Here is a 16513-nt window from a genome sequence, read left to right on the forward strand (position 1 = left end):
GAGCTGTGTCGCTTAGAAGTAAGTCGCTTAGAAGTAAGTCGCCTAGCGATCCATCATTTAGAAGGGAGTCATCTTTGGTAAATCGCTTCGGCGTTTAACACACAAGCAGGGACGTACTGGTGCTATACATTATATGAGCAGTTTCGATAGAGGAGTGTTACTGATCGGTCATTGCTGATCGGTGACACCAGAAAGCTCGCGGCGGGAGCGGAGTTCCAGTGATTAAAGAATCGTCCAAAGTCGTGTCTCTGGGAACGGTTTCCCAGCGTCCCGGTGTCATGTTATCGCGCTTGCCTGCGCCCGTGCAGCGAGTCAGGGAGCGAGCGTCAGAATTTTTACGTCCTAAGCTTCAGGCGACACTCGATATTGTCGACGACGCCTTGTTTAAAACCGCAGATCAGGCTGAGAGCAATCAAGCGCAAGGGCTCTGGTTCGAAGCAATGCGGGAAGTACGCCTGCAGCGTGAAGCGCTCGAGAAAGGGTTTCTGCAGACGTTGGATCAAGGCTTTGCGGATTTGCTAAATCCGGCTTCCAGCAGCTCTCAAACTGCTGAAACGCCAACGCTTGAAGATCTGGCGCTGGTCGACAATGTTCAGCTCGAACTCCAGGTTGCGCAGGAAACCATGGCGACGCGTGTCCTCAATGCCTGTGCCGAGCCCTGTCAGCATATTGCGTTGCGGCTCGACAGCCTTGTCCCTGCAAAAGTCTATCAAACCAATAATCCCCTGGGGCCGGAGCATCTAAGCAGTTGTTTGCGTAAGCCGCTGGAAGGGATCGAAATCGATATTCGAGCGAAGTTATTGATAATGAAGCACTTTGAGCGCGAAGTGTTGAGTTCCTGCGAGGATTTATACCACGAAATCAATGTGCTGCTGATCAGTGAGAAGGTGCTGCCTTCTCTGGCAACTGAGCAGCAACGTCGCGAAGTTCGTCGGCAGGCTGAGCGAGTGGAATCCACCCCGAAAGCTGAAGATAGAGTGGAAGCACCGAGATCAGATGAGACTGCCGTCAGAAACCATGTAACGGGCAACGCCGACATCTACGCGCATTTGTGCCAGCTTTTGAATCAAGGGCAGGCCGACGGCTCTGCGCTTTCAGGGGAGGCCAGTCGCCAGGTGGCGTCGAAAATCCAAGGTGCACTCAATCATCTTCAAGGCCGATTACCGGAAGCCTGTCGAGATGATGGTCGACTTATCACGCCCGAGCAATTGATTTCCTGGCTACAAAAGGTTGTGCCCAGTGCGGAAAAGGCGCCTCCAGGGGCTCGCGAAACTCTTCGTTTAGTGACAATGATGTTCGAGTTTGTCCTTGACGATCGTAATCTTGCAGCACCCTTGAAGGCCGTTGTCGCCCGCTTGCAGATTCCTATGGTGCGAGTCGCATTGGAGGATCCGGACTTCTTTAACAATTCAGATCATCCTGCCCGAAGTCTGGTTAATGAAATGGCGGCCGCAGGCGTTGGCTGGGCGCCGGAATCCGACCCCAATACAGATCCACTGTTGCAGAAAATTACCGAAATCGTCGAAGCCGTGCTTACCCAGTTTGATGCGGATGTCGATATTTTTGATCGTTTGCTGGCGGATTTTCGTGGCTTTCTGGAGAAGGATCAAAAGCGCGTACAGATGTTGGAAACACGCACTCTGGCAGCCGAAGAGGGGCGCGCTCGAACTGACGAAGCCAAGAGCCGGATTGCGTTTCTGATTGTTGAAGTGGTTGCAGGGCGGCAATTGCCGGGTATTGTGCAGCAATTTATTCGCGACGTTTGGTCCAAAGTACTGCTGCAGCAGATGCTTAAAAACGGCGATTTTGGCGCTGAGTGGGAGTTGAGTATTCTCAACCTGAAAACGCTAGTGCTCGCCTTGGTTAATCCTTTGGAAGGGCAAGAGCGCGAGCGGCTGCAAAACGACTACCCAAGTCTGATGGCTGATCTGCGTCGAGGCTGTGAATCCATTGCTCTGGACGAGTTTGCTATCAGCAATTACCTGGAGGAGTTTACTCAGTTAATCAATCAGAAACTGAGTTGCGATTTGCAGGCGACTCCAGCCGAACCGCTGCCGTCAAACAGCGATGAGCATACGCCTAACGGTGAATCTTCAAACTCTGAGCACAACGATCTTGTAGCACCGCAGGGCAAGCAGGACGCTGTTGAGTCGGCGGAGGTTGAAGGAAGAGCGGAAGTTAGCGCTGAGGCTGAAACTGACGTTGAAGAAGAGAGCATCGACGTCGCTTGGCTTTCTCATGTCGATCGATTGGCGCCAGGTTGCTGGTTTGAAGTGCGCTCAGAAGGTGAAACGAATGGCCGACGTCGTCTTGCAGCGGTGATTCGCTCGGTTGATCGCTACATCTTCGTGAATCGCAAAGGGGTTAAGGTTTCAGAGTGCAGTCGGGCAGAACTTGCCAAGCTGATGGCGACAGGCGAATACATGACGCTGGATGATGGTGCGCTGTTTGACCGGGCGCTGGAGTCTGTCATCGGTTCATTGAGAAATAAAAGTCGGCACGCGGCGGATTCCTGATTTTACTTGCCGCCGTGACGGTGTGCAGCTTACAAACTTTATGCGACCATAGACCATCTGCAGTTTTTGGCGATGGCCTATGACGCAACCAACCATGACCCTAGACGCTGACGGCTGGCTTAGCCCAGCGCTTCGTATTCCCTCACCAAATTTTGATGAGCGGCCTGACGTCAACGATATTTCCCTCTTGGTCATCCATAATATCAGCTTGCCGCCCGGTGAATTTGGCAGTGGTTGTGTGCAGGCGTTTTTTTGTAACCGTCTGGATCATTCACGGCATCCTTTCTTCCAGGAAATTATTGGTGTCGAAGTGTCATCGCACTTGTTTATTGAGCGTGATGGCAATTTGGTTCAGTTTGTTCCTCTCTTTAAGCGAGCCTGGCACGCGGGCAAATCCTGCTTTCAGGGGCGTGAGATCTGTAATGACTTTTCCATTGGTATAGAGCTCGAAGGTACAGATTCTGAGGCTTATGAGGACGCTCAATATCACACTCTGGCGCAAGTTACTGAGTTGCTGATGCGACAGTTTCCTGCTTTGACGAGCGAGCGTATCACCGGGCACTCAGATATCGCACCGGGCCGCAAGACGGATCCCGGCCCGGCGTTTGACTGGGCTCGGTATCGCCGAGACTTATCGTTTTAATTCTCGACCTTCCCTGGGGTAAGATGCAGATTCCTCTCTGAGAAAAGGAGTCTTCGAATGACCTTGCTGGTCATTGTGGCGGTTATCGCCCTGGTCAAAATGACGGAAATCGAACCCAGATTACAAAGTGATGCCTGGTATCACGGTTGGTGCCAGAGTGTTGGTTCCTGGTTCGATCAGCCCCGTTTGCGGTTATTTGTCCAAATTCTGGCGCCATTGGCCGGCCTGTGGGCACTGTTGGAAATCGTTGATAGTTTCAGTCTGCTGTTGTTTTTGGCGGCGGTGGTTTTGCTGATCTATAGCCTTGGACGCGGCGACCCGGAAACTTGGCTGCGTGGTTATGCCGAAGCGGCACAGCGAAACGACAATGAGGTGGCGACGGATTATGCCGAGCGTCTCGGTGTATCTATCGGTGCTGTCGGCGGTTGGCCTGCGTTGCATGCCAGTGTCTTCCGGCAGGCAGCGTATCGTGGTTATGAACGCTGGTTTCCGTTGTTGTTCTGGTTTGTTCTCTTGGGCCCGCTCGGTGCCGTTTTCTATCGTTTAGTTTCTTTGAGTGCGACGTCTTCAGAAAACAGCGAGCTGTTACGCCAGGGGGGTAAGCGCCTGCTCTGGTATCTGGATTGGCCAGCATTGCGTTGCCTGGGGCTTAGTTTAGCCCTTACGGGTAATTTCCAGACCGGCTGGTCTCACTGGAAAGAGACGTTGTTTGATATGGAAACGGAATCTGCGCAAACTCTGGATTGGTACATGCGTGGTGCGTTGAGCCATAATTCCTCTGAGATCGAATCAGAGTCCACCAGTTTGGCAGATATTGAGTCTGTTATGCCGCAGTTGCAACGCGCTCTGTTTCTGTGGGTTTTCTTAATTGCTATCGCGGTTTTCTTTACTTAGAACATCGGCAGCCCGCTAGCGGGCTTGCCAGCGAAACAGCCAGGTAGCCAGTCCAAGCAGGACAAGCGTCATGCCCGCCAAAATGCCAAGGTGCGGCATGATGTCTGTCAGCGTCATGCCGTCAATCATCACGCCTCTGGCTGCCTGCACGACATGAGTCAATGGCAGCGCTTGCGCAAGGCTGCTCATCCATCCCGGGGCGCCATCTAACGAAAACCATAGCTCTGATAAAAGCAACATAGGAAAGGTGAGTAGATTAAGAAGACCATTGGCGAGTTCCTCGCTGGAGGTGCGAGCGGCAACCAGTAAGCCAAGCGAGACGATGCATACACTGCCTAATAGCGCGATCAAAAGCAGCGACCAATAACTACCGAGCATCAAAAAATCGAGAAAGAAATTCGCTGCCGCAAACACCACGACAATGGTTGCCAACATAATAAGAAGACGTGATAGAAGTTGCGCGGCTATAAAATTAAACGGCGCAACGGGTGCTGCTTGCAATCGTTTGAGAACGCCGTTTTTGCGATAGCGGACGATCACATATCCCACGCCATACAAGCCGCTGAACATCATGTTCATGGCTAAAATACCCGGTACAACCCAATCGACGTAGCGCACTGGTTTTCCGGCAATGGCCTCGCTGTTCACTGGCGAGTTGCCGTTACGTAGAAGATCTTGAAGAACCTTGGATGCCGTATTTTCTGGGTTGTAAAGATAGTGAGTTCCGTCTCCGCTCATAAACAGATCCAACTGGTGATGGCGTATTTTCTCCGCCCCTTTCGCCTCACTCTGAACGTCAATAGCTTGAACATAGGGTTGATCAAGTGCGGGCGGCAGCGGGCTGTCTTCAATGACGCCTACTTTAAAAAGAGGCGCTGCCGGCCGGGAAAACGCGAGTGCGACCACCGCAATCAATAACGGCGGCATAATAAAGGACCAGGCGAGAGATCCCTTGTCCCGGTAGTATTCTTTATTGCGAGCAAAAAACAGAGCCAGTAACTGTCGCACGTCGGTTCGTATTCCTGTGTGAAAGAATTTCTAAAAGATGGATGGGCTATTCGCGAAGGCTATGGCCTGTGAGCTTGAGGAACAAATCGTCCAGAGTTGGGTTATGCACCTGCAGTCCTTCGAGGGATACCTGCTTTTCCATAAGACCGGCGAGAGCTTTTTCGACGGATTGAGTGGCAATCGTCAAGCGACCGTGGCGTTTTGTGATGACGCCTAAATCATCGAGGGCAGGGTGGGTTTCCAAATCATCGAGGCTGACAAAGATCTCGTTGAAGTGTTCGTCAAGCAATTGCGTCGGTGTGCCTTCTGCGATGATTTTGCCGCGATCGACGATGGTCAGTTGATCGCAAAGGTATTCTGCTTCATCCATGTAATGGGTGGTTAATACTAGGGTTTTACCCCTCGATTTAACGTCTTCAATCAACGTCCAAAAGTTTCGCCTGGACTGAGGATCCAAACCCGTCGTGGGCTCATCCAGGAAGAGAATGTCGGGGTCGTTAATCAGCGCGAGAGCCAGTAAGACTCTTTGACGCTGCCCCCCGGATAAGCGTGCTGCCGGTCGCTTCTGAAAGTCTGACAGTTGGCACAACTCGATCAGTTCCGGCAGCGGGATGGTGCGGGGGTAAAAGCTGGCGAAGAGACGTAGGACTTCATCAACTGTGACATAGTCCATGAGCGCAGTGGATTGAAATTGAATGCCGGCTTCCAGTTTAAAAGCAGGATTATCCACTTGGCCTTTGTACAGAATTTCGCCGGATGTCGGCTTGGTGATGCCTTCCATCATCTCAATGGTGGTGGTTTTTCCGGCACCATTAGGGCCCAGCAGGCCGAAGCAGCTTCCTTCTGGAATCGAAAACGAGAGGTCGTCGACTGCGCGGGTTTCCTTGTAGTGTTTGCAGAGGTGGCGAACTTCAATGATGGCGGACATGTTTTACCCTGCTGTTTGATGCGCGGGCAGTATAACAATTATCTCTCCGTTCGCTCGAAAAGGATTTTTGCTAATCTTTCTGTGTCAGAATAGTCTCACCTCCCAATATCTCAGCGCTCAATCTATGCAGTCCGTTAATCATTCCTGGCGAGAATCCTTCAGTGTGTATTGGCACCCGCGGGTGTTGACCATGTTTTTTCTCGGTTTTTCTGCCGGATTACCGTTACTGCTCGTGTTTTCCACGCTGACAGCCTGGCTGCGCGATCTCGGAGTAAGTCGTAGCGCCATCGGCTTTTTTGGCTGGGTTGGCATAACTTACTCAATAAAAGTCCTGTGGGCGCCGGTGATCGACAGTCTGCGTATACCCGGTTTGACTGCGCGACTTGGCAAGCGGCGCAGTTGGATGCTGGTCGGACAACTTGGCATTGTTGCTGGCATTTTGGTGATGTCGGGAACGGATCCTACTCAACAGTTGACCTTGGTCGCCATCGCTGCGGTTTTGGTGGCGTTTGCGTCTTCGACCCAGGATATCGCCATTGATGCCTTTCGAATCGAATCCATGGTGGCTGAGTATCAAGGCGCCATGTCCAGCACTTATATTCTTGGTTATCGCTTGGCCATGCTGGTGGCGGGAGCCGGAGCCCTCTACATCGCTGAATTCAGCAGTTGGCGAATGGCTTATATGGCGATGGCTGGATTAATGGCCGTTGGGATCTTCACGGTTTTGCTGGTGTCTGAGCCTGTGACCGAAAAACCGGTTGGCGCGGAGACTAACACGCTTGCGCATCACGGATTCGCGGCTTGGTTGAGAGACTATGTGGTTGCTCCGTTTGTCGATTTTTTCCAGCGTAATGGTCGATTTGCGATTTTAATGCTGGCGTTTATCGGGCTTTACCGCCTGAGTGATATCGTGATGGGTATCATGGCCAACCCCTTTTATCTGGACATGGGGTTCAGCAAGTCTGATATCGCGACGATTGGAAAGGTCTATGGATTTTTCATGACAATCCTTGGCTCTTTTGCGGGCGGCATTATTGTTGTGCGCTACGGCGTTATGAAGCCGCTGATTGCCGGGGCCGTCGGTGTTGCGTTGACAAATTTGCTCTTCGCCAAAATGGCAATGATTGAACCGGGGCTCAACTGGCTGGCACTGGTTATCAGTGCGGATAATCTGTGCGGTGGTTTTGCCAACGCCGTCTTTATTGCCTATTTGTCCGGACTGACCAACCGTGCCTACACAGCGACGCAATATGCGCTTTTTAGCTCGTTTATGTTGTTGCCTGGCAAATTTGTGAGCGGATTTTCGGGCATTGTGGTCGATGCCAGTGGCTACGCCACCTTTTTCAGCTACGCTGCGGTCATGGGAATTCCCGCTATACTTCTAGCAATTGTGCTGTCGCGCCACGAAGCGACTAAAGCGAAAGGTGTCGGTTAAATAAATCCTGAACGCGGTCAAATGGCGTATTAATCATCCGACGAATCATCCGGAGACTGGCAGTGAGCCTACTGTTGGGATCTGCACAGACTGCCTGCCGTATTCGAATCTCCTCAGATAACAGAGTATTTTCATGTTTTTACCTAAACCATCCCATACGTTGCGACTCTTCTGCACCGCGTCTTTGTTTCTAGGATCCGGTGGCGTTTTCGCCGGTGAAATTGTGCTGACTAACGGGGATTCCGTTAAAGGCAAGTTTAAGAGTATCGACAAAACCAGTGTGGTGTGGGTATCCGAAAACTTTGGCACGCTGACCATCCCCAAGAACAAAGTGGCGAAGCTGTCTGTTGATCAGAAAGTTGTGATTCAGGGGCAGAAAGACCCTTGTGAGCTGAATGGGCTGGATGGCAATTATCTCACGTATGAATGTGGCAACTCTGGCTATACGGAGAGGACGGAGTTGATGACCTTGGCGTCGATCTTACCTTTCCAGGAAGGCGTTGCCCCCAACCGCTCGCTGACAGGTAACGTCTCCGTTGCGGGTCAGTTTTATCGCGGTAACACGATAAAGGACGATTTGGATGCCGACGTGGATGTGACCTTCCGAGATGGCGATTATCGGCATCAGGTTACGGCAGAATACGAGGCGCTGTCCTCCAATGACCTCCCTGCTGATGAGGACTATGAGGGGGAATACCGGCTTGATTGGTTCTTTGATGAGCAATGGTATTGGTACAATTCGGCGAATGCGGGAGCGGAAGAGAGTGCGAATATTCAGGAACGCTATCAGTTAGGTACGGGTCTGGGTGTGCAGATGTGGGAAAACATCAATACTGCACTGGCGCTGGAAAGTGGTGTTGATTACATCAAAGAACACTATGATCCTGATGATGATACCGGTGAAGAGCAAGAAGGTACGGAAGGTGCTGCCTGGCGATTCGCGACAGATTTCCGTTATAAGTTGCCGTTTTCTGCGTCCCTGGTTCATTCCAATGAGGTTTTGTATTCGTTGGAAGACGGCGAGGATTGGGAACTTTCAGCTGACTTGGGTCTCAGTGTCCCACTGGGGCCGGGATTGTTCTCAGAATATAAAGTCGAGTACGACTATGACAATCTGCCTGCCGATGGCGCCAAACGCGACGATACTCAGTTCACGATTGGTATCGGTTACGAGTGGTGAGTTCTGACTTGGGACTGCTGAATTGCGGTCCCTGGACGTAATCAGAATACGCTTTTCTTGAATATGGCAGATTCGCCCCCAGATAATCATTAAGGGAGGTGTTATGCCACTATTATTTCTTTTTATTCTTTTGCCCATCTCAGAGATGTGGGTTCTGATCAAAGTGGGTTCACAGATCGGTGCTCTTACCACGATTGGGTTGGTCATTTTTACAGCGGTGCTTGGCTTGGCGTTATTGCGACGCCAGGGGTTTGAAACCTTGATGCGAGCACGCGAACGCATGGCCGTCGGAGATCTGCCCGCCTCTGAAATGTTGGAGGGAATGATTCTCGCGGTGGGCGGTGCTTTACTGCTTGTGCCTGGTTTCCTTACGGACATTCTGGGCTTTGCCTGTTTAATTCCTCCGGTTCGTAAAAAAATCCTGCGCTATTTCGGTGAGCGAGTGGTCGTGAGCGGACTGCAAGGTCAGGGCGCCGGCGGTTGGCCGCCGGGCCAGGGTCCAAGTGCGCGACGTCCTGGCGCAAGTTCTCAAGGGGATATCATTGAGGGGGAGTACAGCCGTCAGGACGGCCAAGTTCCCCGTGACCGGCTGCCATAAGTTTAAGCTCTCTGGTTTCTAAACCTCTGAGCCCTTCAACATTGTTCAGATCAAGCCTGCTCGGCACTTGGAGGAACCCCAAGGTGGGCAGGCTTTTCTATAGCGAATAAGTTCTACGCCAGTTGGGACCTGTCAGAATCCCGAATCGTTTGATTTTTGCCCCATCCCGGTTGTTCCGAGACTCAGAAAGCGACCCCCGGTAAAAAAAAATTCAATTTTTTTTTACCGGGGGTGTTGAAATCCGATTTTACAGCCCCATTTTCTCAGCACTTGGATTTACTGGCTGCCAGATATTGTCTGGAGGCCGGACAACCCGCGTGCGATGACAGCCATGGCGGGAGAATCTTAAGCAACGTGGCTGGGATCAGCCAGATAAAGTATCGGAAACAGACGATTTGGAGATTAATAAATGAAAATTCGTCCTTTGCACGACCGTGTTGTGGTTCGCCGTCAGGAAGAAGAAAAAACCTCTGCAGGCGGCATTGTTCTGCCTGGTTCAGCAAAAGAAAAGCCAAACCGCGGCGAAGTTGTCGCTGTTGGTAGCGGCCGTATTCTGGACAATGGCGATACCCGTCCGGTCGACGTAAAAGTCGGTGACACTGTGGTATTCGGCAAGTACGCAGGCAGCGATACCATCGAAGTCGATGGCGAAGAGCTGGTCATTCTGAGCGAGAGTGACATCAAGGCTGTTGTTGAAGCCTAATCGTTTGCGAAAATAAATCATTTAAATTCAAAAAGTTAGAGATTAAGGAGCTGAAGAATGGCTGCTAAAGACGTGAAATTTGGTGATGACGCTCGCCAGGCAATGCTCGCTGGTGTCAACGTCCTCGCTGATGCAGTTAAAGTTACTCTGGGCCCTAAAGGCCGCAACTGTGTCCTGGACAAGTCATTTGGTGCACCTACTGTCACCAAAGACGGTGTTTCCGTTGCAAAAGAAATTGAATTGAAAGACAAGTTCCAAAACATGGGCGCTCAGATGGTTAAGGAAGTTGCTTCCAAAGCCTCTGACGATGCCGGTGACGGTACTACAACTGCAACTGTTCTGGCTCAAGCCATCGTTAACGAAGGTCTGAAGTCTGTTGCTGCTGGCATGAACCCAATGGATCTGAAGCGCGGTATTGACAAAGCGATCGCTGCTGCTGTTCAGCACGTTGCTTCTATCGCCGTTCCTTGTGAAGACAGCAAGTCTATCGCTCAGGTTGGTACTATCTCCGCTAACTCTGATGAAGCTGTTGGTGAAATCATCGCTTCTGCCATGGACAAAGTGGGTAAAGAAGGCGTTATCACTGTTGAAGAAGGCAACTCCCTTGAGAACGAGCTGGACGTTGTTGAAGGTATGCAGTTCGATCGTGGCTACCTGTCTCCTTACTTCATCACCAATCAGGAAAACATGAGCGTCGAGCAAGACTCTCCATACATCCTGTTGGTTGACAAGAAAATCTCCAATATCCGTGAGTTGCTGCCAACTCTGGAAGCTGTCGCTAAAGCGAGCAAGCCTCTGGTTATCATCGCTGAAGACATCGAAGGCGAAGCTCTGGCGACCCTGGTTGTCAACAACATGCGTGGCATTGTAAAAGTTGCTGCTTGTAAAGCACCTGGTTTCGGTGATCGCCGTAAAGCCATGCTACAAGATATCGCTATCCTGACTGGCGCAACGGTTATTTCTGAAGAAGTTGGTCTGGACCTGGAAGCGGCTGCTCTGGAGCACCTGGGTACTGCCAAGCGCGTAACCATGAGCAAAGAAAACACCGTTATTGTTGATGGTGCTGGCCAAGCTGCTGACATCCAAGCACGTGTTGCTCAAATTCGTGCACAGATCGAAGAGTCTACTTCTGACTACGATCGTGAGAAGCTGCAAGAGCGTGTTGCTAAGCTGGCTGGCGGTGTTGCCGTCATCAAAGTGGGCGCCGTTACTGAAGTTGAGATGAAAGAGAAGAAAGCTCGCGTAGAAGATGCTCTGCACGCGACTCGCGCAGCCGTTGAAGAGGGCGTTGTTCCTGGCGGTGGTACTGCACTGATCCGTGCGGTTCAAGCGATCGTTGAGCTGACTGGTGACAACGAAGATCAGAACGCCGGTATCACCATTGCACGTCGCGCCATGGAAGCGCCTTTGCGTCAGATCGTTGCCAACGCTGGTGATGAAGCCTCTGTTGTTGCTGACAAAGTGAAGCAATCTTCCGGTAACGAAGGTTACAACGCTGCAACGGGTGAATACGGCGACATGATCGCATTCGGTATTCTGGATCCTGCAAAAGTAACTCGTACTGCTCTGCAGGCTGCGGGCTCTGTTGCTGGTCTGATGATCACCACCGAGTGCATGGTTGCTGATGCGCCTGAAGACAAGCCTGCTGCTGGTGGTATGCCAGATATGGGCGGCATGGGTGGTATGGGCGGAATGGGCGGCATGATGTAAGCGCCTTTCCCCAACCTGTGAATCTTCGGACTCACGCCAAAGAACCCCGCGCAAGCGGGGTTTTTTTTACTCATCAGAAAGTGGTGGGGCTCTATTGGCGATCGATTGTCTTCCCCCCAACGAGTTTCCAACGTCTGGTCTAACCGCTTGGGGGCTCATATCCCGCTTGAAATTGGCGCCTTGTTTAAAAGGCGCTCACGTTATGTTTTGTCACCCATGTAAGTTCTACAAGATCTGGGGGTTCGTTTCTGTATTTTTCATCAAGTAGACTGCTCACAAGAATGGCTGTGATTGGTTTCTTTTATAACCCTTTGAAATATATAGACTTTTTATCTTGGTTCGAACCTAGGACCAGTTATTGCTTCGTCTTAAGCAACGGTAAATTGTGATGGGCTTAAATCCCAATCACTGAAATGTTAAGCACCCACTGGAGGATAAGATGGCGATTGAGACCACGACGACACAGGGAAGCGCCGAGACGCACGCTGGCGATCTCGCACGAGACATGGAAGGACTTGCCGAACGAACGAAAGCCTACGCCAGCCAATGTGCGACGACGGTGATGAATACAGCCCGTAGCGAGGTTGAGTCACGAATTGATCAACGTAAGCACCTTGCCGCCGATCAAATCGAGCGTTTTGCGGGAGCGGCATCTGCGGCAGCGAGAGAGCTGGAAGCCAGCGAGCTGGCACCTGTCTCGGATTATGCCAGTGTGCTGGCATCAAGAGCGGCAAATCTTGCCTCTGGCGTTCGTGAAAAAGATCTGCAATCTGCGGTTGATGATGTTGAAGGCTTTGCCCGCAGGCAGCCTCTGTTGTTTGTCGGTGCCGCCGCGCTCATCGGCTTTGGTGTGGCTCGGTTTTTAAAGGCGACCTCGCACGAGCCCAACGTCGAAGCGAGCAAGCCAAGCACTGACACGCCACCACAGCCGGTCCCTGTGAGCGTGCCGGGAACAGCGCCGCAGCCTAAAACCTATTCAGATCTAAACTGATGTGTCAAAGATCTGAAGACCCGTAACGGAGAAGCCTTATGGAATCGGCGCGAACAGCTGGAATGAACGGACAGCAAAACAACAGTGAAGGCCATTCAAAACGTCGTCCCGGCGAATCAGGATTGTTCGGGGCAGACGGATTGATTCGTCAATTGATGGACAATGTTACCACGTTGGCGAGCAAAGAAATCGCACTAGCGATGGTTGAGGTCAATGCGGCGTTAAAAGACGTCAAAATAGGCATTACCTCAACAATCAGCAGCGGGCTGGTCCTGTTTTTAGGCGCGTTTTATCTGTTGGCAGCGCTGGTGATTTGGCTCACAAAATTTATGGCCCTGTGGGCATCGTGTCTATTAGTCGGCGGCGTGATTACCTTAATCGGTTTGATATTGATGCGAATGGGCACGCGTCGACTTAAGAGAGATTCGTTGAGCCCCCAGCACACCGTTAGCAATGTTAGAAAAGATACAGAAGTCATCAAAGATACTTTCTCAGGAGATAAGTCATGACTGACGAGATCAAAGAAGCTACAGAAAAAAATATCGATTCACTGAACACCACGATTGACAAAAAGCGCGATCAAGTGGGCGAAACAATGGAAAAGATAAACCAACAGTTAGACAGTGTAGATTTGAAAGAGACCGCTAAAAATTATGGCGAACAAGCTCGTGAGCAGGCCGCTCGCGTCCGTGATGAAGCCCTGGAGCAGGCTTATCGATTCAAAGACCGGGTGTCTGATTACAGTGTCGCAGCCGGCAGTGACATCAGCCGTACCGTGAAGAACAACCCAATCCCTTTGGCGATAACAGCCGTCGGGCTGGGGTGGCTTGCATATAACGGTCTGCAATATCGCAGAAACACCTTACCAGACGAATACATCGACTTTTACGAAAGAGATGATGCTTATGGTAGAGTTTATGATACCGAAGCGCCGCGTCAGGGAAAAGTTGAACAGTACCGTGATAAGTTGGCGGCTAAGTCTTCGTCTGTTAAAGCTCAATTGGGACAGTATGCTGACGAAGCGAGAGAAAAAGCACATCAGTTTGAAGATCAAATCAGCCGGGAGGCAAGGGCCGCGTCTATTAAAGCGCGTAAGATGGCCAGGCATACCCGCAGAGAATTGGATCAGCGCTTTAACACCATGCAACATAACGCGGATAAAGCGGTACACGATCATCCGCTGGCGGTAGGTGCTGTAGGCCTGGCAGTCGGAGTGTTAGTGGGATTGGCATTGCCAGCAACTCGGCGTGAAAATCAGTTGATGGGTAAAGCACGTGATCAAGTGCTCGCTAACGCGGCGCAAGCAGCGGATGCGTACACTCGCGAAGCCCAGGAGAAAGTCGATGAAGCAATGTCTTACGACAGAGCAGGAAATGGTGTTGATCATCGGCCTGAATATTTATCGTAAGCATTTTGAAGCAAAGGCCCGTTAAGGGCCTTTTTTCGTTAATCGGTTGGATTTAAAGCGTCTTCAAGAACTTGTGTGAATTTTGAGAAATCTTCAACTTGCGGCAAGTGGCCCAGGTTTTCTAGCGTGTAAAGGCGGGCATTGGGAATTTTCTCCGCGGTGATTTCACCGAGGCGGTCATAACGCCCAAGCTCGTAGTCAACATTTGGTTTTTGCCAATTACGGCCAGGTCCGGTTCTATCGCGGGTGCCTATAATCAATGTGGTCGGTATTTGAAAGTTCTCAAATTCATCGATAACGGGCTGCGAGAAAATCATATCGTAGGTGAGCGCATTGACCTTGGCGAGTTGGTCCCAGTCAGGCCCTTGTATTTGTCCGACAAGAAAATCGGTTAGTTTTTCATAGCGAGCATTCCAGGCGCCGTCATAGTAATTTTTGCGCTGATAATTAACGACGGCTTCGCGAGATTTTTTCTTCTCCATTTGGTAGAAGAAGTCGACGTCCTTATGTTCGGTGTAGTAAAGATAGTTTTCCAAACCGATGGGATTGACCAGGATGAGTTGCTTTGTGGCTTCAGGGTACATAAGCGCGTAACGGCTGGCGAGCATGCCTCCCATGGAGTGACCGACGACGATTGATTGGTCGATTGAGAGCGATGCCTGCAGTGCGCGCGTATTCGCCGCGAGACCGGCAAACGTGTACTGATAGTTAATGGGTTTTGAGGATTTTCCGAAACCTATCTGATCCGGTATTAAAACGGCGTAGCCCTGGCCATTCAAAAATTTCGCTGTTTCAGTCCAATAATCACCGTTAAAGTTTTTGCCGTGCAAAAGTGTCACGGTAGGCTTGTTCGATTGTCCGGGAAGATAGGCATAGCTCATTTCGAGAGTCTGCCCTTGGGATTTTATGGCAAATGTCTTGGTCTCTAGTTGGTAGTTGTACGTCGACAGACGTGCATCATACTGCAGTTCATTCGACGCCTTTTCGGCGAGAGAAACTCCGGTATAGAGCAGGCAACAAAGAGCAATGATGACATTCCTGGCGGTCATTCGTTGGCGATTTAACATTTGGCGAGACATTCGAATTCGGTACTGGCTAGGGTGATCAAACATAGAGACATTGCCTGTGAAAAAGTGGGAAGCTTTATTTACGAACCACAGGGGTCGTAGGGCGTGTTTATATTACCTGAATCAACAAACACTAGCTTGACGGCCGTAGATGACGTGAAAATGAAACGCCTCAACCCAGAGGCAGTGTGTCAATTCATCGGAAAATTGGGCGAGTTACCTGTGGGCTGCTTGCAACATGAGCAGGTTCCGTTAAGCGCAAGGCACCTCGTCAGAGTACAGATCAGCTTTTTAGGTGCTCGATCCGTCGCTGAGGTGTGCCCAGGCTGGTCGTGGAGGCGCAGTGTTAGGGAGACGTATTGGGGTAGCGCTCTCTATCGGCATCGGTTGCGCCTTCTTTGCACTCACCGCGAATTCGGAAGCGACCCGGAGAGGAAACCTGTTCCCAGATGGTATAGCCATCGCGACAATAGCTATTTTCCGCCAGCTTCTGCTCAAGAATTTGGATGAGGTAGTCACCTTGGCCTCCATCAGGGCCGCCTCGTCCACCTCCTGGTGGACCTCCGCCTGGGCCTCCACGCCCGCCACGACGATCTTCCTCTGCGGGCAGCCCTGAGAATTCCGCCTGCGGTGCTTGCTGTATGCGCTCGTAAGTAAACATCTTGCTGTTGTTGTCAGTGATGTTGGTCTTAAAGACCGCATCGGGCGGTGGAGGCGGTGCTTCGGGAGGGTTATGACTGCAGGCACTCAAGGCGAGTGTACAGCAGGTAAGGCGGGCAAATCGGAAAAATGTCGTCATCATGTTTGCAAGTATAGAAAATAAAAAAAGGAACAGACCGGCAGTGGGGATCTACCGAGAATGTTCCTCAAGCGTGGAGTGTGTTGCAAGTAGCTGACGCTAAAAAGTGTCAGTTGTTCTGCAAAAACGGCGGTTTGATCGCCTCATCTCAATGAATCTGATGATTCGCCGTAACCCGAAATCATTTACTCAGCGTCTTTGGCCTTTTTTTCTTTGGCTTCTTTGCGCTCTAACATTTTTTCATACATGGCCAGTGGCATGCCGTTTTTAGCGACTTCCAACTCTTCGACCAAGGAATCATCCTGAGTAACGATAGCGACGCTGTAACCGTTATCGATGGCTTTGACATCACCAACTTTTAGGTTGGGATTGCCCTTCATGATCAGTCGCGCTTCGTTGAGGGTTTTAATCTCATCGGCGGTAAATTCGCGGTCCATCATTTTGTGGCCGTGCATTCCAGGGCCTCTCATACCATCGTGGCCAGGGCCAAATCCTTGATGCATGGGTGGCCGGTCGCGGTCACCACGTGGACCGTCGCAATCTCCTTTTGGTCCGGCGAATGCAGTCTGAGTACCGATTGCAGCAGCCAGGATTCCAGCAAGTATCAGTGGTTTTTTCATCATTCTGCTCCTT

16 protein-coding genes are annotated in these 16513 nt (G+C 51.1%); 11 read left to right on the forward strand and 5 right to left on the reverse strand.

The features are described from left to right. Positions 1–218 precede the first annotated feature (218 nt). The 3 genes from ACXAFR_RS16890 to ampE all read left to right on the forward strand — a co-directional run bounded on the left by ACXAFR_RS16890 (position 219) and on the right by ampE (position 4053). Entirely contained in the window at positions 219–2516 is a 2298-nt protein-coding gene (locus ACXAFR_RS16890; RefSeq protein ID WP_475178886.1) for a DUF1631 domain-containing protein, read from the forward strand. Between the two features lie 79 nt (positions 2517–2595). After that, positions 2596–3159, forward strand: coding sequence for a 1,6-anhydro-N-acetylmuramyl-L-alanine amidase AmpD (gene ampD, locus ACXAFR_RS16895; protein WP_475178887.1), 564 nt, complete (start codon positions 2596–2598; stop codon positions 3157–3159). Positions 3160–3216: 57 nt separating this feature from the next. Further along, entirely contained in the window at positions 3217–4053 is an 837-nt protein-coding gene (ampE, locus tag ACXAFR_RS16900; RefSeq protein WP_475178888.1) for a regulatory signaling modulator protein AmpE, read from the forward strand. Positions 4054–4068: 15 nt separating this feature from the next. Here ampE and ACXAFR_RS16905 read toward each other — a convergent pair whose 3' ends face one another. Both ACXAFR_RS16905 and ACXAFR_RS16910 read right to left on the reverse strand, forming a co-directional pair. Continuing rightward, entirely contained in the window at positions 4069–5061 is a 993-nt protein-coding gene (locus ACXAFR_RS16905) for an ABC transporter permease (protein ID WP_475178890.1), read from the reverse strand. A 46-nt stretch (positions 5062–5107) separates the two neighbouring features. After that, entirely contained in the window at positions 5108–5989 is an 882-nt protein-coding gene (locus ACXAFR_RS16910) for an ABC transporter ATP-binding protein (protein WP_475178891.1), read from the reverse strand. A 124-nt stretch (positions 5990–6113) separates the two neighbouring features. Here ACXAFR_RS16910 and ACXAFR_RS16915 point away from each other — a divergent pair, with 124 nt between their 5' ends. The 8 genes from ACXAFR_RS16915 (at position 6114) to ACXAFR_RS16950 (ending at position 14014) form a co-directional block, all read left to right on the forward strand. Beyond that, complete coding sequence (locus ACXAFR_RS16915) at positions 6114–7424, forward strand: AmpG family muropeptide MFS transporter (RefSeq protein WP_475178893.1); 1311 nt, start codon at positions 6114–6116, stop codon at positions 7422–7424. Positions 7425–7557: 133 nt separating this feature from the next. Continuing rightward, the gene (locus ACXAFR_RS16920) at positions 7558–8604 is read left to right on the forward strand and encodes a DUF481 domain-containing protein (protein ID WP_475178894.1); all 1047 of its coding nucleotides are present in this window, start codon (positions 7558–7560) and stop codon (positions 8602–8604) included. A 103-nt stretch (positions 8605–8707) separates the two neighbouring features. Further along, a complete protein-coding gene (locus ACXAFR_RS16925) occupies positions 8708–9202 on the forward strand; it encodes an FxsA family protein (protein ID WP_475178895.1) in 495 nt (164 codons plus the stop codon). 409 nt (positions 9203–9611) lie between these two features. Next, the gene (gene groES, locus ACXAFR_RS16930) at positions 9612–9905 is read left to right on the forward strand and encodes a co-chaperone GroES (protein WP_475178896.1); all 294 of its coding nucleotides are present in this window, start codon (positions 9612–9614) and stop codon (positions 9903–9905) included. A 57-nt stretch (positions 9906–9962) separates the two neighbouring features. Beyond that, entirely contained in the window at positions 9963–11615 is a 1653-nt protein-coding gene (gene groL, locus ACXAFR_RS16935; protein ID WP_475178898.1) for a chaperonin GroEL, read from the forward strand. Positions 11616–12054: 439 nt separating this feature from the next. Then, on the forward strand, positions 12055–12606 hold the full coding sequence (locus ACXAFR_RS16940) for a hypothetical protein (RefSeq protein WP_475178899.1): 552 nt from the start codon (positions 12055–12057) through the stop codon (positions 12604–12606). Positions 12607–12644: 38 nt separating this feature from the next. Beyond that, entirely contained in the window at positions 12645–13115 is a 471-nt protein-coding gene (locus ACXAFR_RS16945; protein WP_475178901.1) for a phage holin family protein, read from the forward strand. After that, positions 13112–14014, forward strand: a complete 903-nt coding sequence (locus ACXAFR_RS16950; RefSeq protein ID WP_475178902.1) for a hypothetical protein — start codon at positions 13112–13114, stop codon at positions 14012–14014. Before ACXAFR_RS16945 ends, ACXAFR_RS16950 begins: the two co-directional genes overlap by 4 nt. 38 nt (positions 14015–14052) lie before the next feature. Here the strand turns inward: ACXAFR_RS16950 and ACXAFR_RS16955 are convergent, their stop codons facing one another. From ACXAFR_RS16955 to ACXAFR_RS16965, 3 genes are all read right to left on the reverse strand, one after another. Beyond that, positions 14053–15126, reverse strand: a complete 1074-nt coding sequence (locus tag ACXAFR_RS16955; protein ID WP_475178903.1) for an alpha/beta fold hydrolase — start codon at positions 15124–15126, stop codon at positions 14053–14055. 301 nt (positions 15127–15427) lie between these two features. Then, positions 15428–15880: a hypothetical protein gene (locus tag ACXAFR_RS16960; RefSeq protein ID WP_475178905.1), complete on the reverse strand. Its 453-nt coding sequence runs from the start codon at positions 15878–15880 to the stop codon at positions 15428–15430. Positions 15881–16065: 185 nt separating this feature from the next. Beyond that, complete coding sequence (locus ACXAFR_RS16965) at positions 16066–16503, reverse strand: hypothetical protein (protein ID WP_475178906.1); 438 nt, start codon at positions 16501–16503, stop codon at positions 16066–16068. Positions 16504–16513 lie beyond the last annotated feature (10 nt).

It is taken from the genome of Pseudomaricurvus sp. ABR4_320, from assembly GCF_056159445.1.